This window comes from Streptomyces sp. CB02366 (assembly GCF_001905905.1).
Lineage (GTDB): Bacteria > Actinomycetota > Actinomycetes > Streptomycetales > Streptomycetaceae > Streptomyces.
Genome location: NZ_LIVT01000001.1, coordinates 25,147 through 49,168, shown reverse-complemented (window position 1 = coordinate 49,168; position 24,022 = coordinate 25,147). Strand labels below are relative to the sequence as shown.

Below are 24,022 nucleotides of genomic sequence, written 5' to 3'. Positions count from 1 at the left end.
TGCGGCCCCGGCCGCGGCGGCTTCCCCCGGCTGCCGCGGCACCCCGCCAAGGACACCCGTACCCCCCCGGTACGGGTGTCCTTGCGTCCCCGACCGCCACCGGACCCGTCCGCCACCGGACCCGTCCGCATCCGCCACCGGACCCGTTCGCATTCGGACCCGTCCGCATCCGCCACCGGCCCCGCCCCTCGTGTCCGTGTTCTGTCACGACGGGGCCGGCCGGAGCAACCCCCCTCCTCCCGCGCCTGTCTGGAGAGGTGAAGGACCGCAGTCCGACCACGAGCCCCACGACCGAAGGACTCCCATGCGCATCCGCCCTTCCCGCAGCCGCACCCTGCGCGGCGGAACCGCCGCCGTAGCCGCCGCCGCGCTGGTGGCGCTGGGCGCCGTGCCCGCGCTCGCCGACGAACCGGAGCCGGACCTCGGGGCCGGGACGATCGCGCCGGTCGAGGGGGTCCAGCCCGGAAGCTCGTTCTCGACGCCGCTCACCTTCCTCAACAAGGGGACGGCGCAGGTGCCCGCGGTCTGGGTGACGTACGCCGTCTCGCCCGGCCTGAAGGCGGACGAGACGCACGAGAACTGCAGCTACTACACCGTCTCCTCCTACGACGAGATGCCCGAGTCGAACGTCGCCTCCTGCAGGATCGAGCAGCCGCTGAAGCCGGGCGTCGTCTACGGCACGGCGAAGCCCGTATCAATCAAGGCGCTCGGAACAGCGTTCCGCGACGAGCTGCGGGTGACGATCGGCGTCGACGAGCCCGACCCGGGCGACGGCGGCTCCAGCGAGCCGGTCCGGGGCACCGGCGACCCGCTCACCCTCCAGGAGAGGGCTCCGGCCGCCGACGCCGACCGGCGCGCTCACCGCGAGCCGGTCGCCCAGGCCCGGGTGAGCGCCGCCAACACCGCCGACTTCGCCCTGACCGGCGCGGAGGCGAAGGGCGCGGCGGGCGACGAGGTCACCGCGACGGTGACGTTCGCCAACAAGGGCCCCGCCCGCGTGCAGGGCACGCGCGACGAGAGCGTCACCACCGTCGACGTCCGCATCCCGAAGGGCACTTCCGTCGTCAAGGCGCACGGCTACTGCGACGCCGTCACCAAGACCCACTACCGCTGCGGTACCTCCCAGTCCTGGGTCGACGTGGACGGCGGCGAGAGCTACCCCTTCGTCCTGCGGATCGACAAGGCGGTCGGCCGCACCACCGGCGAGGTCTCCCTCACCGGACAGGAGCGCCCCTTCGACCGGAACCCGGCCAACGACACCGCGCAGATCGTGGTCGAGACGGGCAAGGGCTCGGACGCCTCCGGCTCGACAGGTTCCTCAGGTTCCTCCGGTTCCGCCGGCTCGACCGGCGGCACGGGTGGCTCCCCGTCCACCGGCGGCCCGGATTCCACCGGCGGTACGAGCACCGGGGGCTCCGGCTCCTCCGGCGCCACGGGCGGCTCGACGACCGTCGGCACGACCCCGCGGACGGGGGCCGGCGGGAACCTCGCCGCGACCGGTTCCGACTCCACCCTCCCGCTGGTGGGCATGGCGGGCGCGGCGGTGGCAGCGGGCGGCGGCATCGTCTGGGCGGTGCGCCGCCGGTCCGCCTCCCGGGAGAACTGACCGCGATCCCCGGAGCCGACGTCCGCCGTCCCGCCCGGACGCCAACTCCGGGGACGGGCCCGCCCGCCCCGAGGGCGGGACCGCCGCCGGCCTGCATCCTTTCCCGGAAGTACGTATCTGACAGTCAAGTGCGTTCTGTTCAGGCGCTGTTCGCCCGTCCAGCATGGTCCCCATGACGCAAGCGAACACGACCACCGCACCCGCCACCCCCGTCACCGTCCTCGGCCTCGGCGACATGGGGCGCTCCCTGGCCCGCGCCTTCCTGGCCGCCGGCCACCCCACCACCGTCTGGAACCGCTCGCCCGGCAAGGGCGAGGACGTCGTCGCCCTGGGGGCGGTGCGGGCCGCGTCCGCCGAGGACGCCGTCCGGGCGAGCGCGCTCGTGGTGGTCTGTCTCGTCGACTACGACGCGTCCGACGCGGTCCTGGAGCCGCTGGCCGGGGTCCTGAAGGGGCGGGTCCTGGTGAACCTCACCTCGGACACCCCGGCCCGTTCGCGGCAGGCCGCCGCCTGGGCCGAGAAGCACTCCCTGGCCTACCTCGACGGGGCGATCATGGTGCCGGTCGACGTGGTCGGCTCGGCCGAGGCGCTGATCTTCCACTCCGGGGACCGGGCCGCCTTCACCGCCCACGAGGCCACCCTCAAGGCGCTCGGCGCGCCCGCCACCTTCCTCGGCGAGGACCACGGACTCGCCGCCGCCTACGACATGGCGATGCTCGACTTCTTCTACGGAGCCATGGGCGGCCTCGTCCACGCCTTCGCGCTGGCCCGGGCGGAGGGCATCGACGGCGCGTCGCTGGCCCCGTACCTCGCCACCATCGCGAACATCCTGCCGCCGATCGCGGCCTACACCGCCACTGACATCGACACCCGTACGTACACGGGCCAGGGTGCGAACCTCGGGATGATGGCGGCCAGTGTCGACCACATCCTGCACACCGCGAAGGACCGGGGCCTGGACGTCTCCCAGCTCGCCGGGCTCAAGTCCGTCACCGACCGGGCGATCGCCCGGGGCCACGGCGGGGAGTCCTGGTCGAGCATCGTCGAGGTGATCGCCGCCGGTCACTGACCCGCCGCCACGGGGGAGGGGCCCGCACCGCGTCGTCACCGACGCGGTGCGGGCCCCGGACCGTTCACCCCGGGCGGGCTACGCCGGGCGCAGCCACACCGTCGCCAGCGGCGGCAGCGTCAGCGAGATGCTGGAGGGCCGCCCGTGCGCCGGCACCGCCTCCGCCTTCACCGGCTCCTCGTTGCGCACGTCGCTGCCGCCGTACCGGGCCGCGTCGGTGTTCAGGACCTCCACCCAGCCCTCCGCCCCGGTCTCCGGCACCCCGAGGCGGTAGTCGGTGCGGACCGCGGGGGAGAAGTGCGAGACCGCGAGCAGCGGGGAGCCGTCCGCGTCGTACCGCAGGAACGCGAACACGTTGTCCTCGGCCGCGCCGCCGTCCACCCAGCCGAACCCCTCCGGCACGGTGTCGCGCTGCCACAGGGCGGGCACCGCCCCGTACACCGCGTTCAGGTCGCCGACCAGGGTCCGCACCCCGCGGTGTTCGGCGGACGCCCCGTACGACGGGTCCAGCAGCCACCAGTCCGGGCCGTGCCCCTCGGACCACTCCGCGCCCTGCGCGAACTCCTGCCCCATGAAAAGGAGTTGCTTGCCGGGGTGGGCCCACATGAAGCCCAGGTAGGCGCGGTGGTTGGCTCGCCGCTGCCACCAGTCGCCGGGCATCTTCGACACCAGCGCCTGCTTGCCGTGCACCACCTCGTCGTGCGAGATCGGCAGCACGTAGTTCTCGCTGTAGGCGTACACCATCGAGAACGTCATCTCGTTGTGGTGGTACTTGCGGTGGACCGGCTCCTTCGCCATGTACTGGAGGGAGTCGTGCATCCAGCCCATGTTCCACTTCAGCCCGAAGCCCAGGCCCCCGCTGTCGGTGGGCCGGGTCACGCCGTCCCAGGCGGTGGACTCCTCGGCGATGGTGACGACGCCGGGGTTGCGGCGGTAGACGGTCGCGTTCATCTCCTGGAGGAAGGCGACGGCGTCCAGGTTCTCCCGCCCGCCGAACTCGTTGGGCGACCACTGGCCGTCCTCGCGCGAGTAGTCGAGGTAGAGCATCGAGGCCACCGCGTCGACCCGGAGCCCGTCGATGTGGAACTCCTCGCACCAGTACGTGGCGTTGGCGACCAGGAAGTTGCGGACCTCGGTGCGGCCGTAGTCGAACTCCAGCGTGCCCCAGTCCGGGTGGGCGGCGCGCCGCGGGTCGGGGTGCTCGTACAGCGGGCGTCCGTCGAACTCGGCCAACGCCCAGTCGTCGCGGGGGAAATGGGCCGGAACCCAGTCCATGATGACGCCGATCCCGGCCCGGTGCAGCGCGTCCACCAGGCAGCGGAAGTCGTCCGGTGTGCCCATCCGCGAGGTCGGCGCGTAGAACCCGGTGACCTGGTAGCCCCAGGAACCGCCGAAGGGGTGCTCCGAGACCGGCATCAGCTCGACGTGCGTGAAGCCCAGCTCCTTGACGTACGCCGGAAGTTGCTCGGCGAGCTGTTGGTACGTCAACCCGGGCCGCCAGGAGGCCAGATGGACCTCGTACACCGAGAACGGGGCCTCGTGGACCGGACGGTCGCCCCGGTGCGCCATCCAGTCCGCGTCCTGCCACACGTGGTGCGAGGCGGTGACGACGGACGCGGTCGCTGGCGGCACCTCGGTGCGCCGGGCCATCGGGTCGGCCCGGACCGTGTGCGAACCGTCCGGGCGGCAGATGTCGTACTTGTACAGCGCGCCCTCCCCGACCCCGGGCAGGAACAGCTCCCACACCCCGGTCGAGCCGAGCGAGCGCATCGGCGTCCCCGTGCCGTCCCAGTAGGTGAAGTCGCCGGTCACCCGCACACCGCGCGCGTTCGGGGCCCAGACGGTGAACCGGGTTCCGGCCACCCCCTGGTGGACCATCGGCACCGCGCCGAGCGCCTTCCACAGCTCCTCGTGGCGTCCCTCGCCGATCAGGTGCAGGTCCAGCTCGCCGATGGCGGGCCAGAAGCGGTACGGGTCCTCGACCTCGACGGTGTCGGCGTCGTACGCCACCTCCAGCCGGTAGGCGGGGATCTCCGGTACCGGCAGCACACCGGAGAAGAACCCGTCGCCGTCGTCGTGCAGTTCGGCCCGCAGCCCGGTCGCCAGCACGGTGACGGAACGGGCGAACGGCCGCAGTGCCCGTACCAGCACCCCGCCCGGGATCGGATGCGCGCCGAGCACGTCGTGGGGCGCGTGGTGGTCGCCGGCCAGCAGCCGCCCCCGGTCGGCGGTGTCCAGGGCCGGGGCGGGGCGGGCGCCCTGGCGGTCGGCGGCCTGCCGGGGACGCGGCGGGCCGGCCTCCGCCCGCCCGGCCCGCGCGCGCTCGGCGGGGGCCGGCCCGGTGGCGGTCGCGGTGGCCGCGGGCGCCGGGGCCGACGACGCCCGGGCGGACGCGGCGGCGGAGACCTCGGCCGGGGCGGCGGCTTCGGCGGAGTCCCGGGCCGGGGCGGTCGCTGGGGTCTCGGCGGTGGTCTCGGCGGCCGGCGCCCCGGCGGGGGGTTCGGCCGGAATCCGAGTGGTCTTGCGGGGGGCCTTGCGGGACGGCTTGCGGGCGGTCACAGGGACTGCCTCCTCGGAGAGTGAAGGGGAGAAGAGGGGGAGAGAGGGGCGGCTCAGGCGGCGGCGGAGCGGGCCAGCCGTTGGATGGCCGCCATCGGGACCGGCAGCCAGTCGGGGCGGTGCCGGGCCTCGTACAGCACCTCGTACACGGCCTTGTCCGTCTCGTGGGCGCGCAGCAGCTCCGGCTCGCCCCGCGGATCGGTGCCCGACGCCTGCGCGTAACCCTCGCAGTAGGCGGCGCGGCAGCGGGCCGCCCACTCCGGGTTCCACGGACGGTGCGAGCGGGCCGCGTAGTCGAACGACCGCAGCATGCCCGCCACATCGCGCACCGGGGGAGCGGGGCTGCGGCGCTCGGACAGCGGGCGGGCCGGTTCGCCCTCGAAGTCGATCAGCGACCAGAAGCCGTCCGACGAGCGCAGCGTCTGGCCCAGGTGGAGATCGCCGTGCACCCGCTGCTGGGCCCAGCCGCTGCCCCGGACCCCGAGGTCGGTCACCGCGTCGAACGCGGCGCGCAGCCCCGGGGCGTACGGCGCCAGCGCCGGGACCGCCCGTACGGCCGCCTCCAGCCGCCGGGTCATCTCCGCGACGAGCTGCCGGGTCTGGGTGCCGCGCAGCGCCGGGGCGGGCAGCGCGGCGGCGAGCGCCGTGTGCACCTCGGCGGTGGCCCGGCCCAGCGCCCGTGCCTCGGGCAGGAAGTCACGGCCCGCCGCCAGCGCGGCCAGGGCGAGCTGCCACCCGTCGCGGGCCCCGTGCAGGAAGGGCTGGAGGACGCCGAGGGTGAGCGGTTCGGGTTCCGGCGCCTCGAACCAGGCGACCGGGGCCGGCACCCGCAGGCACCCCTGGCGGGCCAGCGCGAGCGGCAGCTCCAGGTCCGGGTTGGTGCCCGGGAAGACGCGCCGGAAGATCTTGAAGATGTACGCGTCCCCGTAGACGAGCGAGGAGTTGGACTGCTCGGCGTCCAGCACCCGGGGCGCCAGGCCGTCCGGGAGCGGGGCGGTCCGCTCGAAGCGCAGCGAACCGAGGTTCCCGGGTCTGCGGAGACGTTCCAGCAGCAGGCCGGCCAGCCGCGGATCGTGCAGCGCGTCGTAGACGGTCCGTCCGGCGAGCGGGCCCCGCTCCACCCGGCCGATCAACGCGTCCGCGAGCATCGGAGGCAGCGATGTCCTTACGCCGAGCAGGAGTTGGTAGCAGTCCTCGGCCGGCCCGCTGTCCCGGCAGGACTGCTCGGCCCGCAGCAGCAGATGCAGGAGCCCCGGCCCCGCCGAGCCGTCCAGGGGCAGCATCTCGGTGGCCGAGACCAGCGAGAAGCCGGTGACCGGCCGGCCCTTGCCGGCGAACCACCGCTGCCGGGGCAGCCAGGCGTGGAGCAGGGGGGCGAGGGAGGGGAGCAGATCCCCGTCCGCCGTACTTCCGGTCGTTGCGCTGTTCCTCGTGTTCTTCGCCAGGGCGACGTGACTGGATGCAGCCTCCGACATGGCATCGCGTCCTTTCCCCGGGCACACCACAGGATGCGAAGAGTGTCCCGGATTGCGGCAATGGCTGTCCGGCTGTGCGGGACGTGTCGGGAGAGGAGGGTCCGTACGGACTCGAACGGCGGAACCGTGAAGCTTCCGAAGGCCCTTCGGCGGGTCCTCCGTTTCGCTCAGAGTGCCCCGTGCGGAACGGAGGAAACCGTCCCGCACGGGGTGGGCGGAACATCAGGCCGGCGGCGCGTCCTTGCGCAGCCGGAACCAGTAGAAGCCGTGTCCCGCAAGGGTCAGCAGGTACGGCCACTGGCCGATGGCGGGGAAGCGCACCCCGCCGATCAGCTCGACCGGATGGCGTCCGTTGAACGACCGCAGGTCCAGCTCGGTCGGCTGCGCGAACCGCGAGAAGTTGTGCACGCACAGCACGAGGTCGTCCTGGTACTCGCGGGTGAACGCCAGCACCGCCGGGTTGGACGAGGGCAGTTCGGTGTACTCGCCCAGGCCGAAGGCCGGATTCTGCTTCCGGATCTCGATCATGCGGCGGGTCCAGTGCAGCAGCGAGGACGGCGACGCCATCGACGCCTCGACGTTGGTGACCTGGTAGCCGTAGACCGGGTCCATGATCGTGGGGAGGTAGAGCCGCCCCGGATCGCTGGAGGAGAAACCGGCGTTGCGGTCGGGCGTCCACTGCATCGGGGTGCGCACCGCGTCCCGGTCGCCCAGCCAGATGTTGTCGCCCATCCCGATCTCGTCCCCGTAGTAGAGGATCGGGGAGCCGGGCAGCGACAGCAGCAGCGCGGTGAACAGCTCGATCTGGTTGCGGTCGTTGTCGAGCAGCGGGGCGAGCCGCCGGCGGATGCCGATGTTGGCCCGCATCCGCGGATCCTTGGCGTACTCCGCGTACATGTAGTCGCGCTCTTCGTCCGTGACCATTTCGAGCGTCAACTCGTCGTGGTTGCGCAGGAAGATGCCCCACTGGCAGTTCTTCGGGATCGCCGGGGTCTTCGCCAGGATCTCGGAGACCGGGTAGCGGCTCTCGCGGCGCACCGCCATGAAGATGCGCGGCATGACGGGGAAGTGGAACGCCATGTGGCACTCGTCGCCGCCGGACGCGTAGTCGCCGAAGTAGTCGACGACGTCCTCCGGCCACTGGTTGGCCTCGGCGAGGAGCACGGTGTCCGGGTAGTTGGCGTCGATCTCCTTGCGGACCCGCTTGAGGAAGTTGTGGGTCTCGGGCAGGTTCTCGCAGTTGGTGCCCTCGCGCTGGTAGAGGTAGGGCACCGCGTCGACCCGGAAGCCGTCGATGCCCAGGTCCAGCCAGAACCGCAGGGCCGCCAGGATCTCCTCCTGGACCGCCGGGTTCTCGTAGTTGAGGTCGGGCTGGTGGGAGAAGAAGCGGTGCCAGTAGTACTGCTTGCGCACCGGGTCGAAGGTCCAGTTGGACGTCTCCGTGTCCACGAAGATGATCCGGGCGTCCTGGAACTGCTTGTCGTCGTCGGCCCAGACGTAGTAGTCGCCGTACGGCCCGTCCGGATCGGTGCGGGACTGCTGGAACCACTCGTGCTGATCGCTCGTGTGGTTCATGACGAAGTCGATGATGACGCGCATGCCGCGCTGGTGCGCGGCGTCCACGAACTCCACGAAGTCGGCGAGGTCGCCGAACTCCGGCAGCACGGCGGTGTAGTCGGAGACGTCGTAGCCCCCGTCGCGCAGCGGCGACTTGAAGAACGGCGGCAGCCAGAGGCAGTCGACGCCGAGCCACTGGAGGTAGTCCAGCTTGGCGGTGATGCCCTTGAGGTCGCCGATTCCGTCGCCGTTGGAGTCCTGGAAGGACCGGACGAGCACCTCGTAGAAGACGGCGCGCTTGAACCAGTCGGGATCGCGGTCCTTGGCTGGGGTGTCCTCGAACGTGTCGGGGACGGGCTCATTGACGATCATGGTGTGGGTGACCCTCCGGTCGGCGGGGACGGTCGCAGGACCGCGATGTGCGCGGGCGTGACGCCCGGCTCGAGGCGCACATAGAAGGTCCTGCCCCAGTGGTAGGTATCGCCGGTGAGCTCGTCGCGCACCGGTACGCGCTCGTGCGGGGAAAGGCCGAGCCGCTCCATGTCCAACGAGACCGTGGCCTCCTGGGTGTGGTGCGGGTCGAGGTTCACGATCACCAGAACGGTGTTCGATCCGGAACGCTTGCTGTAGACGATCAGCGCTTCGTTGTCGGCGTGGTGGAAGTGGACGTCGCGCAGCTGCCGCAGAGCGGGGTTGCGCCGGCGGATCCGGTTCAGCGAGGTGATCAGGGGGGTCAGCGTGCGGCCTTCGCGTTCCGCCGCCTCCCAGTCCCTCGGACGCAGTTCGTACTTCTCCGAGTTCAGGTACTCCTCGCTCCCCGGCTTGGCCGGGGTGTTCTCGCACAGCTCGAACCCCGCGTACACGCCCCACGAGGGGGACAGCGTCGCGGCCAGCACCGCCCGCGCCTCGAAGGCCGGGCGGCCGCCCTCCTGGAGGTATCCGGGGAGGATGTCGGGGGTGTTCACGAAGAAGTTGGGCCGCATGGAGGCGGCGGCGCCCCCGGCCAGCTCCGTGACGTACTCCGTCAGCTCCTGCCGGGAGTTGCGCCAGGTGAAGTACGTGTACGACTGCTGGAAGCCGATCGCGCCCAGGGTGCGCATCATCGCGGGGCGGGTGAACGCCTCCGCCAGGAAGACGACGTCGGGGTCGGCGCCGTTGATCTCCTCGATGACCTTCTCCCAGAACACCACCGGCTTGGTGTGCGGGTTGTCGACCCGGAAGATCCGCACCCCGCGCTCCATCCAGAAGCGCAGGATCCGTACGGTCTCCGCCACCAGGCCGCGCATGTCCTTGTCGAAGGCGATCGGATAGATGTCCTGGTACTTCTTCGGCGGGTTCTCGGCGTACGCGATCGATCCGTCGAGCCGGTGGTGGAACCAGTCGGGGTGCTCCTGGACCCACGGGTGGTCCGGCGAGCACTGGAGCGCGAAGTCCAGCGCGATCTCCATCCGCAGAGTGCGGGCCACCGACACGAAGTGGTCGAAGTCCTCCAGCGTGCCCAGCTCCGGGTGGACCGCGTCGTGCCCGCCGTCCGCCGAGCCGATCGCCCACGGCACCCCCGGGTCGTGCTCCCCGGCCGTCAGACTGTTGTTCGGCCCCTTGCGGTGGGTCGTCCCGATCGGGTGGATCGGCGGCAGGTACACCACGTCGAACCCCATGGCGGCGACGGCGGGCAGCCGCTCGGCCGCCGTCCGGAACGTGCCGCTGACCAGCCGGGTCGGCGCGTCGGGCGAGGTGTCGGCCGGGTCCACCGGCACCCGCTTCGCCCCCTCGGAGCGGGGGAACAGCTCGTACCACGACCCGAACAGCGCCCGCTCGCGCTCCACCCGGACCGCCAGCGGCTTGGAGCGGGTGACCAGTTCGCGCAGCGGATACCGGGAGAGGACCGCCTCGGCCGCCGGGGTCAGCGCAGCCGCCAGCCGGGACCCGGCCGGATGCGCGGCGTCGCGCAGCGCGTCCACCGCGGCCAGCACCGCCTCGCGGCCGTGCTTCTTCGGCACGCCCGCGGCGGCCCGCTCCAGCAGCGCCGCGCCCTCCGCCAGCACCAGGTCGGTGTCGATGCCCGCCGGAATCTTGATCTCGGCGTGGCGGCGCCAGGTGGTGACCGGATCGCTCCACGCCTCCACCGTGTACGTCCAGCGGCCCTCGGAGTCCGGGGTGACGTCCGCCCCCCAGCGGTCCGTGCCCGGCGCCAGCTCGCGCATCGGGGTCCACGGGCCGACCCGCCCGCCCGGATCGCGCAGCACGACGTTGGCGGCCACCGCGTCATGGCCTTCGCGGAAGACGGTGGCGCTGACCTGGAAGGTCTCACCGACGACGGCCTTCGCCGCCCGTCTGCCGCAGTCGACGAGAGGACGGACGTCCAGGACGGGAATACGACCGATCATGGAATCACCTGAGGGCTGGAGGAGCTCTGCGTGCACGGGGGACGGCACGCGGGCGGGGGACCGACCGCGTGTGCCGCGAAGACGGGGATCTGTCCTTTGTACTTGCTCAGCTGGCCGTTGACGGGCTGTGGGCATGGCCGCTCCTGTCCGCGTTCACTCGAATGGCACTCGAATGGGTGGGTCGCGGGGGTTTCGCGCATGTTTCGGGACGCGCGGAGAACGTGTGCTCTCCGGGTGGCGCCGGGTACCGGGAAAGCCTTCCCCGCCTCCGCGAGGGGGAAATCCGGCGCCGGACGGACCCCTCGGTTCCCACCCGGGGGCCGGGCTCCACCGCGCGCGGCGCGCACGCCCCCGGTGGGTGCGGGGGCCCCGAAGCGCCCCCACGGGTTCCGGATACCCGCTCTGCGGCGCCACACGGCAGCCTTCCCTGTGCCCGTGAGGTCCACAAGGCTGCGTACGGGGGTGAATCGGCCAAACCCACAGGTGAGCGGAGTGGCGGGGGAGCATGGACGGGGCGGATGGGGCGGCCGGGGAACAACGGCGGCGGCCTTCGCGCGCCTTCCGCACGGGCTCGCGGGGAGGCGCGCGGAGGGGCGGGCCGGACCCGGTGAGCCGTCCGCGCGCCGTGGCAGGCCGCCACGGACGGCCGCTACCGTCAGGGGTGACGGAAGGGGCGCACACCGTGGTGCGTCCCCTCGGATGCGCAAGTCCCCTGTAAAGGTGGAGTACGTGAAGGCCATTCGTCGATTCACCGTGCGTCCTGTCCTCCCCGAACCCCTCCGACCCCTCCACGACCTCGCGCGCAACCTGCGCTGGTCCTGGCACACCGAGACCCGTGAGCTCTTCCGGTCCACCGATCCCGAGGGCTGGCGGCCCGCGGACGCCGACCCCGTACGCCTGCTCGGCTCGCTGTCCGCCGGGCGGCTCGCCGAACTGGCCGGGGACGAGGAGTACCTCGGCCGCCTCGCCGCGGCCTCCGCCGACCTGACGGAGTACCTGGAAGGCCCCCGCTGGTACCAGGAACAGCGGGCCGCCGGAGCCGAACTCCCCCGGGCCGTCGCCTACTTCTCGCCCGAGTTCGGCGTCACCGCCGCACTGCCCCAGTACAGCGGGGGCCTCGGCATCCTGGCCGGCGACCACCTCAAGGCCGCCAGCGACCTCGGCGTCCCGCTCATCGGCGTCGGACTCCTCTACAGCCACGGCTACTTCCGCCAGACCCTCTCGCGCGACGGCTGGCAGCAGGAGCACTATCCCGTCCTCGACCCCAATGAACTCCCGCTCGACCTCGTCCGCGAGGCGGACGGCGCCCCGGCGCGCGTCGTCCTCGCCCTGCCCGGCGGCCGCTCGCTGCACGCCTGTATCTGGCTCGCCCGGGTCGGCCGCGTGCCGCTGCTCCTGCTCGACTCCGACGTCGAGGAGAACGCCCCCGGCGAACGCGACGTCACCGACCGGCTGTACGGCGGCGGCAGCGACCACCGCCTCCTCCAGGAGATGCTCCTCGGCATCGGCGGGGTGCGGGCCGTCCGCATCTGGTGCCGCCTCACCGACACCCCCGAACCGGAGGTGTTCCACACCAACGAGGGCCACGCCGGCTTCCTCGGACTGGAGCGCATCCGCGAACTGTCCGCCCACGGGCTCGACTTCGACGCCGCGCTCGAAGTGGTCCGGGCCGGGACCGTGTTCACCACCCACACCCCGGTGCCCGCCGGGATAGACCGTTTCGACCGGGGGCTCGTCGCCCGCCACTTCGGCGACGACGGCGAACTGCCCGGCGTGCCCGTCGAGAAGGTCCTCGGGCTGGGCACCGAGACCTACCCCGGCGGCGAGCCCGAGCTGTTCAACATGGCCGTGATGGGCCTCAGGCTGGCTCAGCGCGCCAACGGCGTCTCCACCCTGCACGGGGCGGTCAGCCGGGAGATGTTCTCCGGGCTCTGGCCGGGCTTCGACGCCGCCGAGGTGCCGATCACCTCCGTCACCAACGGCGTCCACGCCCCGACCTGGGTCGCCCCCGAGGTGTTCCGGCTCGGCGCCGGCCAGGTCGGCGAGGACCGCGCCCACCAGGTGCTGGCCGGCGGCCCGGTGGCCGGCGGGTCATCCGCCTCCGGCTCCACGCCCCGCCGCTGGGACGCGGTGAGCGGCATCGGCGACCAGGAGATCTGGGACCTCCGCCGGGACCTGCGCGGCCAACTGGTCACCGAGGTCCGCCGCCGCCTCTACGCCTCCTGGCGCAGGCGCGGGGCGGGCACCGCCGAGCTGGGCTGGATCGACGGCGTCCTCGACCCGGACGTCCTGACCATCGGCTTCGCCCGCCGCGTCCCCTCCTACAAGCGGCTCACGCTCATGCTCCGCGACCGCGACCGGCTGCGGGCGCTGCTGCTGCACCCCACGCACCCGATCCAGATCGTCGTCGCGGGCAAGGCCCACCCCGCCGACGACGGAGGGAAGCGGCTGGTGCAGGAGCTGGTGCGGTTCGCGGACGACCCGCGCGTACGCCACCGCATCGTCTTCCTCCCGGACTACGGCATGGGCATGGCGCAGAAGCTCTACCCCGGCTGCGACGTCTGGCTCAACAACCCGCTGCGCCCGCTGGAGGCGTGCGGCACGAGCGGGATGAAGGCGGCGCTGAACGGCTGCCTCAACCTGTCGGTGCGCGACGGCTGGTGGGACGAGTGGTTCGACCCGGACTTCGGCTGGGAGATCCCGACCGCGGACGGCTCCGCGGTCGACGAGGACCGCCGGGACGAGCTGGAGGCGAACGCCCTGTACGCCCTGATCGAGGACCGGGTCGCCCCGCGCTTCTACGACCGGGGGGCCGAGGGGCTGCCGGACCGCTGGATCGAGATGGTCCGCTCCACTCTGGTCAACCTGGGGCCGAAGGTGCTCGCGGGGCGGATGGTCCGCGAGTACGTGGAGCGGCTGTACGCCCCCGCCGCCCGGTCCCGGCGGGCCCTGGAGCCCGCCGCCGCGCGGGATCTCGCCGCCTGGAAGGCCAAGGTCCACGCGGCGTGGCGGGGCGTCTCGGTCGACCACGTGGAGTCGGTGACCGACACCGCCGAGTGCGGTTCGGCGGAGCTGGGGGCCACCCTGGCGCTGCGGGCGCGGATCGCCCTCGGCGGGCTCGACCCGGACGACGTGGAGGTCCAGGTGGTGGCGGGCCGGGTCGACTCCGGGGACGCGATCGCGGACGCCCAGGTCTTCCCGCTGAAGCCGGCGGGAGGCCAGGACCTGGAGGACCGCTGGCTGTTCGAGGGCCCGCTCGCGCTGGACCGGACGGGACCCTACGGCTACACCGTGCGCGTCCTGCCCGCCCACCCGCTGCTGGCCACCGGCGCCGAACTGGGGCTGGTCGCGCTGCCGGCCGAGGCGGCGCGGGAGGGCGCGGGCGTGCTGATGCGCTGAGCGGGCGTTCCGCGCCGCCCGCACCGCCGGTGCGCCGCGGGCGGCCCGGCATGGCGAACGGCCCGGGAGGGGGCGGACTCCTCCCGGGCCGTTCCGTCTGTGCTCCCTCCCCGCCGGGCCGCTCGGCCCTGCGGGGTGGGGATCAGAAGGTGAGCTTGAAGCTGTTGATCCGGCCGGTGTCCTGGCTGGCGATGTCCTGGACCTTCAGCTTCCAGACCCCGTTGGCCACCTCGGACGAGGCGTTGACCGTGTAGGTCGCCACCACGTTGTCCGCGGAGTCGCCGGAGGAGGAGTTCTTCAGCCGGTAGGCGGTGCCGTCCGGGGCCACCAGGTCGATGACCAGGTCACCGCGCCAGGTGTGGGTGATGTTCACGTCCGCCTTGAGGGTGCTCGGCGCGTTGCCGGTGACACCGGAGACGGTGACCGCGCTGGTGACGGCCGCACCGGCGTCCGGGATGGTCACGGGGGTGTTGTTCTCGAACACCTTGCCGCCCGGGTCCGGGTTTCCGCCGCCGGGGCGGGCGCCCACGTTGACGCCGGCCCAGGCGTGGGCCACGGCCGCGTACTCGGGGCTGGTCGTCCCGTACAGCTCACCGGCGACCGCGAGCGTGCCGGTGCGGGCGGCGGCGTAGTTGGTCGTCGAGGTGAACTTCGTGGTGAGCGCCTTGAACCAGATCTGCAGCGCCTTGTCCCGGCCGATGCCGGTCACCGGGAGGTTGTCGGAGGTCGGCGAGTCGTAGGTGACGCCGTTGACGGTCTTGACGCCGCTGCCCTCGGAGAGCAGGTAGAACCAGTGGTTCGCCGGCCCCGAGGAGTAGTGGACGTCGACGTTGCCGATGCCCGAGTACCAGGCGTCCTTGGACGAGCCGTCCTTGGAGGGCTTGTCCATGTAGCGCAGCGGGGTGCCGTTGCCGCGGATGTCGATCTTCTCGCCGACCAGGTAGTCGCCCGGGTCCGCGGTGGTGTTGGAGTAGAACTCCACGCCCGCGGCGAAGATGTCGGAGGTGGCCTCGTTGAGACCGCCGGACTCGCCGCTGTAGACGAGCTTGGCCGTGACCGAGGTCAGGCCGTGCGTCATCTCGTGGGCGGCCACGTCCAGGGAGGTCAGCGGCTTGACGTTGCCGTCGCCGTCGCCGTACGTCATGCAGAAGCAGCTGTCCTGCCAGAACGCGTTGACGTAGTTGTTGCCGTAGTGGACGCGGGAGTACGCGCCGACGCCGTCACCGCGGATGCCGTTGCGGCCGTGCACGTTCTTGTAGTAGTCCCAGGTCTCGGCCGCGCCGTAGTGGGCGTCCGCGCCGGCCGTCTCGGCGTTCTGCGGAGTGCCGTCGCCCCAGACGTCGTCCGGGCCGGAGAACAGGGTGCCGGTGCCGGAGCTGCCCCGGTTCAGGTTGTACGTCTTGTGGTTGCCGCGCGTGGTGTCGGTCAGGGTGTACGAGGGCGCGGTGCCCAGGGTGACCTGGCCGTTGTACTGCGTGTTGCCCGTGCCGTTGTGGACGGCCTGCCACTCGTAGAGCTTCTCGCCCGAGGTGGCGTCGGTGAGGACGTGCAGCTCGTTCGGGGTGCCGTCGTGCTGGAGTCCGCCGACCACGGTCTCGTACGCGAGCTGCGGGGAGCCGCCGCCCAGCCAGATCACCTTGCGCGGGGCCTGGGCCGCCTTCTTCGCCGTCGAGCCCTCGGCCTTCGCCGCGCCGAGCGCCTGCTTCTCGGCGGCGGCCGGGGCCACGTCGGCGGTGAGGCCGACGGCCTTCAGCTGCGCGCCGGTCGCCTTCGACGCCTTGCTGACGCCCTCGGTCCTCCCGGCCGGGGACTCCTTGACCACGAGGTCGCCGCCGAGGACGGGGAGCCCGCCCAGGGTGCGCTCGTAGCGGGTGTGCGTCGTGCCGTCGCGGTCCTGGACGACGTCGCGGACCACGAGCTTCTCCGTGGAGCCGAGGCCGAGTTCCTTGGCGGTGGCCGCCTTGGCGGCGTCGGCCTCGCGGAGCAGCTCCGCGCGCTGGGCGGGGGAGAGCTTGGCGGGCAGGGCGCCCGGGTCGGCCTTCGTGCCGGCGGTGACGCCGCCGAACGGGGTCGCGGCGGGGGTGGCGGTCGCGGCGCCGGACGGGACGGCGACGGCTATGAGGGCTGCGGCGGCGATCAGAGCGCCGGTCGCGGTGGCGCGACGGCTGGGCGTGGATCTCACGCGGACTCCTTCTGCGAGGGGGGTACCGGGCGGCCTGGACGGGCCGTCCGGACGGTGCAGGCGGTGCGCAGAACGGGGTGAAGAGTGTCAGCAGATGACCGCACCTGTCAGGAGCGCGTCAACAAGTTGGCCGGTTTTCGTTCGTTGCCGGAAAGGTCGTGTTCGTTAAGCGGACGTTTCACCGATCATTGCCGCAGTGTTACCGGGCGTTGCGCGGCCCGGCATTCACAGGGTGGTCACAGGTTTCGCGCCCACGGGCCGCCGCGGCGGCGCGGCCGGCGGGGGGCGGGGTGACCGCCTGGTGAGACGGTGGCGGGTTCTGGCCAGATTCGCGCGCCGGAATGCGCCGGTCCGACGGAATCGGACCGGGGCGGGAGGCCGCTCAGCCGGCCGCTCCCGGCGGGTACACCGTGTCCAGGAGGTCGCGGACGAAGCGGTCCGGGTCCTCCAGCCCCGCCGCCGCGAGGGTGCCGGGCCCGTTCGTCAGCAGGTGCGGGACGGCCGCCTGCGGGGCGAGCGTGACGACGGCCGCCCGCTGCGGGGTGCGATGCCGTGGCCGGGCGGTCCAGGGCGATCGCCGCGGGGGAGGTCCCCCTCGTGGCGACTCGGCGAGGCAGGGACGGACCTGCCCTCTCTCGTCCGCGGGTTCGCATCCCGCCGGCATCCACCCGCCGCGCCCCGCCTTCGCCGCGTTCACGTCTCCCCGCGTCCGCGCACCCGCTGGGCGCGTGTTCCGCAGGAGGCCACGGGCGCGTCCGGCGCTGCCGCGAGCGGCGGCGTACGACCGCACCACTGGGGCCCCGGCTCCCCGTACCCCCGTGGAACGGACCAGACTCTCCCCATGGACACTCCCCTCGCCTGGACCACCCGCCCCGAGACCGCCGCCGACATCGCCGCGATCCGCGCGGTCAACCTCGCCGCGTTCCCGACCCCGCTGGAGGCCGACCTGGTCGACGCCCTGCGCGCCGACCCCGCCTGGATCGACGGCCTCTCCCTGGTGGCGCAGACCCCGGACGGCGCCGTCGCGGGCTTCGCGCTGCTGACCCGCTGCCACATCGGCGACGGCCCCGCTCTCGTGCTCGGCCCGTGCGCGGTGCTCCCCGCCCACCAGAGGACGGGAGCGGGGTCCGCCGCGATCCGCGCCGCCCTGGACGCCGCCCGTGCCCGCGGCGAGAACCTCGTCACCTGCCTGGGGCACCCCGGCTACTACCCGCGCTTCGGGTTCACCCCGGCCTCGAACCACGGCGTCCACCCGCCCTTCGAGGTGCCCGACGAAGCCATGATGGTTCTCGCCCTGGACCCCGCCGCCCCCGCCCTGCGGGGCGTCATCCGCTACCCGGCGCCCTTCGGCGTCTGACGGACCCGGAAACCGGCCGGCCCGTCGCACGGGGGCGACGGGCCGGCGCGTCGCCCGCCGGAACACGGCGGGTTCCCCACGCCCGCGAACGCGCGGGACCCGCGCCGCTCGTACGGCGGCAGGCCCGCCCCTCAGCTCAGACTCTCCCTCCACGTCCGGTGCAGATCCGCGAACCGGCCCGTACCGGCGATCAGTTCGGCGGGGGCCCCGTCCTCCACGATCCGGCCGTGCTCCATCACCAGCACCCGGTCCGCGATCTCCACGGTGGAGAGCCGGTGGGCGATGACCACCGCCGTACGGCCGTGCAGCACCGTGTCCATGGCCTTCTGGACCGCCCGCTCGCCGGGGACGTCCAGGGAGCTGGTCGCCTCGTCCAGGATCAGCACCGCCGGATCGGCAAGCAGGGCGCGGGCGAAGGCCACCAACTGCCGCTGCCCCGCCGAGATCCGGCCGCCGCGCTTGCGTACGTCGGTGTCGTAGCCGTCCGGCAGGGCGGCGATGAAATCGTGCGCGCCGATGGCCCGGGCGGCCTGTTCGATCTCCTCACGGGTGGCGTCCGGGCGGCCGATCGCGATGTTCTCCGCGACCGTCCCGGAGAACAGGAACGCCTCCTGCGTCACCATCACCACGCCCCGGCGCAGCTCGGCCGTGTCCAGGTCGCGCAGGTCCGTGCCGTCCAGCAGGACCCGCCCCTCGGTCGGGTCGTAGAACCGGGCCAGCAGCTTCGCCAGCGTGGACTTGCCCGCGCCCGTCGAGCCGACCACCGCCACCGTACGGCCCGCCGGGATGCGCAGGTCGAACGCGGGCAGCACCTCGCCGCCCGTGCGGTAGGCGAACCGCACCCCGTCGAAGACGACCTCCCGGCCCGGCAGGTCCCCGGAGCGCGGCGGCAGTTTCCGGGGGCGGTCGGTCTCCGGCACGTTCGGCGTCTGGGCCAGCAGACCGGCGACCTTCGCGAGCGAAGCCGCCGCCGACTCGTAGGAGTTGAGGAACATCCCGAGCCGGTCGATCGGGTCGTACAGCCGCCTGATGTACAGCACCGCCGCCGCCAGCACCCCGAGCGCCAGCGTGCCGTCCGCCACCCGCCAGGCGCCCCAGAGCACCATGCCGGCCACCGCCGTGTTCGCGATGAGCCGGGAGCCGGTGACGTAGCGCGCCATCTCCAGTATGGCGTCGCCGTTCGCCCGCTCGTGACGGGTGTTCAGCACGGTGAAGGCGGCGTCGTTGCTCCGCTCCCGGCGGAACGCCTGGACCGGACGGATGCCGTTCATCGTCTCCGCGAACTTCACGATGACCGCCGCGATCGCCGTGGACCGCGCCGCGAACGCGACGGACGCCCGCCGCCGGTAGAGGCGGACCATCAGGTACAGCGGCACGAAGGAGAGCGCGGCGATCGCGCCGATGCCCGGGTCCAGCCAGAGCAGCACCAGGGCGATCGACACGAACGACAGGACCACGCCGATCAGTTCCTGGAGCCCCTCGTTCAGCAGCTCCCGCAGCGACTCCACGTCCGTCGTGGAGCGCGAGATCAGCCGGCCCGAGGTGTAGCGCTCGTGGAAGTCGATGCTGAGGGCCTGGGCGTGCCGGAAGATCCGGCCGCGCAGGTCGAGCAGCACGTCCTGGTTGATCCGGGCGGCGGCCCGGATGAAGGCGTACTGGAGGGCGCCCGCGCCGACGGAGCACAGCGCGTAGCCGACCGCGACCGCGATCAGCGGCCCGTGGTCGTGGTCCCGGAACGCCGGAACCCCCCGGTCGATCGCGTACGCCACCAGCAGCGGACCCGCCTGCATCGCGGCCTGCTGCACCACCAGGAGCAGCGCCGTCACCGCGACCCGGCCGCGCATCGGGGCCAGCAGCGAGAACAGCAGCGCCAGGGTGGCCCCGGGCGGGGCGGGCAGCTCGTCCCGGTCGAACGGGTCGTCGGACGGCGGCGGTCCGGGCGCGGGCGGCTCCTTCCGCAGGCGGTCGTCGTCGGCGGCCGGGAGCGAGGCGTCGTCGGTGGTCGTGGTCATCGGGAGCTGCCCTCCTCGGCGGGAACCTGCCGTTCGGCGCCCCGCTCTTCCTCGTCGTCCGGCCGCCGACCGGGGGGACCGGCGTCCTCGTCGCCCGGCGACCGGCCGGCGTCCCCGGCGGCCCCGGTTCCTTCGCAGGCCCGTTCCGTACGCTCCGGGCCGCCGTCCCCGGCGCCCGACATCAGCCAGGCGTACTCCGCGTTGTCCCGCATCAGCTCCTGATGGGTGCCGACCGCGGCGATCCGGCCGCCGGACAGCAGCGCCACCCGGTCGGCCAGCATCACGGTGGAGGGGCGGTGCGCCACCACCACCGCCGTCGTCCGTTCCAGGACCCGCCGCAGCGCGGCCTCCACCAGCGTCTCCGTGTGGACGTCCAGCGCGGACAGCGGATCGTCCAGCACCAGGAACCGGGGCTCGCCGACCACCGCGCGGGCCAGCGCCAGGCGCTGGCGCTGGCCGCCGGACAGGCTCAGCCCCTGTTCGCCGACCTCCGTGTCCAGCCCCCGGGGCAGGTCGTGCACGAAGTCGGCCTGGGCCACCGACAGCGCCCGGCGCACCTGCCGCTCGTCCGCGTCGGCGGCGCCCATCGTCACGTTCTCCCCGACCGTCGCGGAGAACAGCGTCGGCTCCTCGAACGCCACCGACACCAGCTCACGCAGGTGCGAGCGCTCCATGGTGGCGATGTCCTCGCCGTCCAGCGTGATCCGCCCCCCGGTCACCTCGTGCAGCCGGGGCACCAGGGCGGTCAGCGTCGTCTTGCCCGATCCCGTGCCCCCGACCAGGGCCACGGTCTCACCGGGCCGGATGTGCAGATCGATCCCGGCCAGGACCGGCGGGGAGTCCGGATCGGCGTCCGGGTAGCGGAACTCGACCCCCTCGAACACCATCCCGGGACCGGTGGCCGGAGCGTCCTCGCGCCCCGTCACGGCCCCGGGCTCCTCCGCCACGTCCATCACCTCGAAGTACCGGTCGGTGGCGGTCGCGGACTCCTGGCTCATCGCCAGCAGGAAGCCGATCGACTCCACGGGCCAGCGCAGCGCGAGCGCCGTGGAGAGGAACGCCACCAGCGTGCCGGCCGACAGCGAGCCGTCCGCCACCTGGATCGTGCCGAGCACCAGCGCGGCGCCGATCGCCAGCTCCGGGATCGAGGTGATCAGCCCCCAGATCCCGGCGAGCAGCCGGGCCTTCCCCAGCTCGGTGGTGCGCAACCGGTGCGACAGCGCCGTGAACGCCCGCGCCTGGCTGCGGTGGCGGCCGAAGCCCTTGACGATGCGGATGCCGAGCACGCTCTCCTCGACGACGGTGGTCAGGTCGCCGACCTGGTCCTGGGCCCGCCGCGCGACGACCGAGTACTTCGTCTCGAACAGCGAGCACAGGATCACCAGCGGCACGGCGGGGGCCAGCAGCACCAGGCCGAGCGTCCAGTCCTGGGCGAACAGGAGGACGAACCCGACGAGGATCGTGGCCGTGTTGACGACCAGGAAGGTCAACGGGAACGCCAGGAACATCCGCAGCAGCATCAGGTCCGTCGTCCCGCGCGACAGCAGCTGGCCCGAGGCCCAGCGGTCGTGGAACGCGACCGGCAGCCGTTGCAGACGGCGGTAGAGGTCCGCCCGCATCGACGCCTCGACCCCGGCCAGCGGACGCGCCACCAGCCACCGCCGGAACCCGAACAGCAGGGCCTCGGCGATGCCGAGAAGCAGCAGGTACAGCGCCCCCAGCCACACCCCGCCCGGATCGCGGTCGGCCACGGGGCCGTCCACCATCCACTTCAGGACCAGCGGTATCACCAGGCTCAGACAGGACGCCAGGATCGCCACGAAGGCGGCCGTGAACAGGCGCACCCGCACGGGTCGGACATAGGGCCACAGGCGCAGGAGGGAGCGCACGGCGGACCGGTCCGTGCGCTCTGCAGGTTTTTCGGGCATCAGGGCCGACCTTACGTTTCACCCCTGTCATCGGTCCTGTGGATTTCGGCCGGACCCTGCCGCCGGCCCGGCTGACGGCGCCCCCGCCGCGCGCTCACTCCAGCACGCGCAGCAGCAGCACCGAGCGGGCCGGCACCGCCAGCTCCGTACCGCCCTCCAGGACCGTGCCGGGGGCCTCGGCCTGCTCCTCCAGCGAGGTGTCCACGACCAGCGCGTAGGCGCTCGCCCACGGCGCACCCGGCAGCGCGAAGACCGTCGGCTCCGCGCCCGCGTGCAGCACCGCCAGGAAGCTGTCGTCGGTCACCGGCTCGCCCCGCGCGTCCCGCCCCGGGATGTCCCGGCCCGAGAGGTAGAGGCCGAGCGTGGCGGCGGGGGCGTACCAGTCGGCTTCCGTCATCTCCCGGCCGTCCCGGGCGAACCACGCCAGGTCCCGCAGCCCGTCGGGGGCCTGCGCCCGCCCCGAGAAGAACGCGCGCCGCCGCAGCACCGGATGGGTCCGGCGCAGCGTCAGCAGCCGCGCCGTCAGCGCGGCCAGCTCCCGCCACCGCGGCTGCTCCAGCAGCGACCAGTCGAGCCAGCCGGTCTCGTTGTCCTGGCAGTAGGCGTTGTTGTTGCCGCCCTGCGTACGGCCCATCTCGTCGCCCGCCACCAGCATCGGCACCCCGGTGGAGAGCAGCAGGGTGGTCAGCAGGTTGCGGAGCTGGCGGCGGCGCAGCGCGTCGACGTGAGGATCGTCGCTCTCGCCCTCCGTCCCGCAGTTCCACGCCCGGTTGTCGTGCGTGCCGTCCCGGTTGCCCTCCCCGTTGCCCTCGTTGTGCTTCTGCTCGTAGCTGACCAGGTCGCGCAGGGTGAACCCGTCGTGCGCGGTGACGAAGTTGACCGAGGCGTACGGGCGCCGGCCGCCCCAGGCGTACAGGTCGCTGGAGCCGGTCAGCCGGTAGCCGAGGTCCCGTACGTCGGGGAGCGCCCCGCGCCAGAAGTCCCGTACGGCGTCCCGGTAGTGGTCGTTCCACTCGGTCCACAGCGGTGGGAAGGCCCCGACCTGGTAGCCGCCGCTGCCGACGTCCCACGGCTCCGCGATGAGCTTGACCCGGCGCAGCACCGGGTCCTGGGCGATCACCGCGAGGAACGGGGAGAGCATGTCCACGTCGTGCATCGAGCGGGCCAGCGCCGCCGCCAGGTCGAAGCGGAAGCCGTCGACGCCCATCTCGGTGACCCAGTAGCGCAGCGAGTCGGTGATGAGCCGCAGCACCTGGGGCTGCACCACGTGCAGGGTGTTGCCGCAGCCGGTGTAGTCGGCGTAGCGGCGAGGGTCGTGCTGGAGCCGGTAGTAGCCCCGGTTGTCGATGCCGCGCAGCGAGAGCGTCGGGCCCCGCTCGCCCGCCTCGGCGGTGTGGTTGTAGACGACGTCGAGGATGACCTCGATCCCGGCCCCGTGGAGCGTGCGCACCATCCGCTTGAACTCCCCGACCTGCTGGCCGGCGGTGCCGGAGGCGGAGTAGTCGGCGTGCGGGGCGAAGTAGCCGATGGAGTTGTAGCCCCAGTAGTTGCGCAGCCCGCGCCGCAGCAGATGGTCCTCGTGGGCGAACTGGTGCACCGGCAGCAGCTCCACCGCCGTCACCCCGAGCCGGGTCAGGTGCTCGATCGCCGCGGGGTGGGCGAGCCCGGCGTAGGTGCCGCGCAGCTCGGGCGGGATGTCCGGGTGGAGCCGGGTGAACCCGCGTACGTGCAGCTCGTAGATGACGGAATCGGCCCAGGGGGTCTTGGGGCGGCGGTCCTCCGCCCAGTCGTCGTCATCGTGGACGACCACCCCCTTGGGGACGTGCGGGGCCGAGTCCCGGTCGTCCCGCACGGTGTCGGCGACCTGCTGGTCCGGCCAGTCCCGGACGTGCCCGTAGACCTCCGGCGGCAGCGTGAAGGTCCCGTCCACGGCACGGGCGTACGGGTCGAGGAGCAGCTTCGCCGCGTTCCAGCGGGCCCCCGTCCACGGGTCCCAGCGGCCGTGCACCCGGTAGCCGTAGCGCTGCCCCGGCCGCACGCCGGGGACGAAACCGTGCCAGATCTCGTGGGTCAGCTCGGTCAGCGGGCACCGCGTCTCGACGCCCCGCTCGTCGAACAGGCACACCTCCACCGCCTCGGCCCCGCCCGCCCACAGCGCGAAGTTGGTCCCCGCCGCCCCGTCCGGGCCGGCCCGGAAGCGGGCTCCCAGCGGCGTCGGGGCCCCGGGCCACACGGCGGGCGCGCCGGCCGCGGCCCGCCCGCCGCGGCGGTCCTCCGCGACCGCCGCCCGTACGGCGGCCGCCGCTTCCCCGTCCGCGGCCCGCACCGCCTTCCGCTCGGGGTCCTGTACTGCCTCCTGCTCGGCTGCGCTCGACACGTGTAGCCTCCCGCGGCTCGTAGGACGGGCACCGGAGAAGGGGGGCGCGGCGTCCCGGCCGCGGCCCCCGTCGCCGTAGTCCTCCCCCCTGTTCTGCCCATCGGCGGCCCCCCA

12 protein-coding genes and 1 pseudogene are annotated in these 24,022 nt (G+C 73.1%); 4 read left to right on the top strand and 9 right to left on the bottom strand.

The genetic code is table 11. From position 1 onward, the window contains the following. The first annotated feature begins 304 nt into the window (after positions 1 to 304). Complete coding sequence (locus tag AMK24_RS00165) at positions 305 to 1,606, top strand: LAETG motif-containing sortase-dependent surface protein (protein ID WP_073763676.1); 1,302 nt, start codon at positions 305 to 307, stop codon at positions 1,604 to 1,606. A 172-nt stretch (positions 1,607 to 1,778) separates the two neighbouring features. Continuing rightward, positions 1,779 to 2,675, top strand: coding sequence for an NAD(P)-dependent oxidoreductase (locus tag AMK24_RS00160; protein WP_073763674.1), 897 nt, complete (start codon positions 1,779 to 1,781; stop codon positions 2,673 to 2,675). 78 nt (positions 2,676 to 2,753) lie between these two features. On the opposite strand, the gene glgB is transcribed toward AMK24_RS00160, so the two are convergent. The 4 genes from glgB to AMK24_RS00140 all read right to left on the bottom strand — a co-directional run bounded on the left by glgB (position 2,754) and on the right by AMK24_RS00140 (position 10,653). Further along, a complete protein-coding gene (glgB, locus tag AMK24_RS00155) occupies positions 2,754 to 5,234 on the bottom strand; it encodes a 1,4-alpha-glucan branching enzyme (RefSeq protein WP_073763672.1) in 2,481 nt (826 codons plus the stop codon). 53 nt (positions 5,235 to 5,287) lie between these two features. Beyond that, positions 5,288 to 6,709 (bottom strand): maltokinase N-terminal cap-like domain-containing protein, encoded by a 1,422-nt coding sequence (locus AMK24_RS00150; RefSeq protein ID WP_073763670.1) that lies wholly within the window; start codon positions 6,707 to 6,709, stop codon positions 5,288 to 5,290. Positions 6,710 to 6,931: 222 nt separating this feature from the next. Then, the gene (gene treS, locus AMK24_RS00145) at positions 6,932 to 8,638 is read right to left on the bottom strand and encodes a maltose alpha-D-glucosyltransferase (protein WP_073763668.1); all 1,707 of its coding nucleotides are present in this window, start codon (positions 8,636 to 8,638) and stop codon (positions 6,932 to 6,934) included. Next, positions 8,635 to 10,653 (bottom strand): alpha-1,4-glucan--maltose-1-phosphate maltosyltransferase, encoded by a 2,019-nt coding sequence (locus AMK24_RS00140; RefSeq protein WP_073763666.1) that lies wholly within the window; start codon positions 10,651 to 10,653, stop codon positions 8,635 to 8,637. Before AMK24_RS00140 ends, treS begins: the two co-directional genes overlap by 4 nt. Positions 10,654 to 11,382: 729 nt before the next feature. On the opposite strand from AMK24_RS00140, the gene glgP reads away from it, so the two are divergent. After that, on the top strand, positions 11,383 to 14,052 hold the full coding sequence (glgP, locus tag AMK24_RS00135; protein ID WP_073765535.1) for an alpha-glucan family phosphorylase: 2,670 nt from the start codon (positions 11,383 to 11,385) through the stop codon (positions 14,050 to 14,052). Positions 14,053 to 14,194: 142 nt separating this feature from the next. Here the strand turns inward: glgP and AMK24_RS00130 are convergent, their stop codons facing one another. Together AMK24_RS00130 and AMK24_RS34475 are read right to left on the bottom strand one after the other, a co-directional pair. Continuing rightward, complete coding sequence (locus AMK24_RS00130) at positions 14,195 to 16,234, bottom strand: M4 family metallopeptidase (RefSeq protein ID WP_073763664.1); 2,040 nt, start codon at positions 16,232 to 16,234, stop codon at positions 14,195 to 14,197. Between the two features lie 382 nt (positions 16,235 to 16,616). Then, positions 16,617 to 16,778, bottom strand: a pseudogene (locus AMK24_RS34475) (TetR/AcrR family transcriptional regulator); the annotation flags it as partial. Between the two features lie 297 nt (positions 16,779 to 17,075). On the opposite strand from AMK24_RS34475, the gene AMK24_RS00120 reads away from it, so the two are divergent. Next, positions 17,076 to 17,591 carry a GNAT family N-acetyltransferase gene (locus AMK24_RS00120; RefSeq protein ID WP_073763662.1) on the top strand — a complete coding sequence of 172 codons (516 nt, stop codon included), beginning with the start codon at positions 17,076 to 17,078 and terminating at the stop codon, positions 17,589 to 17,591. Positions 17,592 to 17,722: 131 nt separating this feature from the next. Here the strand turns inward: AMK24_RS00120 and AMK24_RS00115 are convergent, their stop codons facing one another. The 3 genes from AMK24_RS00115 to glgX all read right to left on the bottom strand — a co-directional run bounded on the left by AMK24_RS00115 (position 17,723) and on the right by glgX (position 23,908). Further along, a complete protein-coding gene (locus AMK24_RS00115) occupies positions 17,723 to 19,603 on the bottom strand; it encodes an ABC transporter ATP-binding protein (protein WP_073763660.1) in 1,881 nt (626 codons plus the stop codon). Further along, positions 19,600 to 21,531, bottom strand: coding sequence for an ABC transporter ATP-binding protein (locus tag AMK24_RS00110; RefSeq protein ID WP_079190379.1), 1,932 nt, complete (start codon positions 21,529 to 21,531; stop codon positions 19,600 to 19,602). The genes AMK24_RS00115 and AMK24_RS00110 overlap by 4 nt, the downstream gene beginning before the upstream one ends. 94 nt (positions 21,532 to 21,625) lie before the next feature. Beyond that, entirely contained in the window at positions 21,626 to 23,908 is a 2,283-nt protein-coding gene (gene glgX, locus AMK24_RS00105; protein WP_073763658.1) for a glycogen debranching protein GlgX, read from the bottom strand. Positions 23,909 to 24,022: the final 114 nt, after the last annotated feature.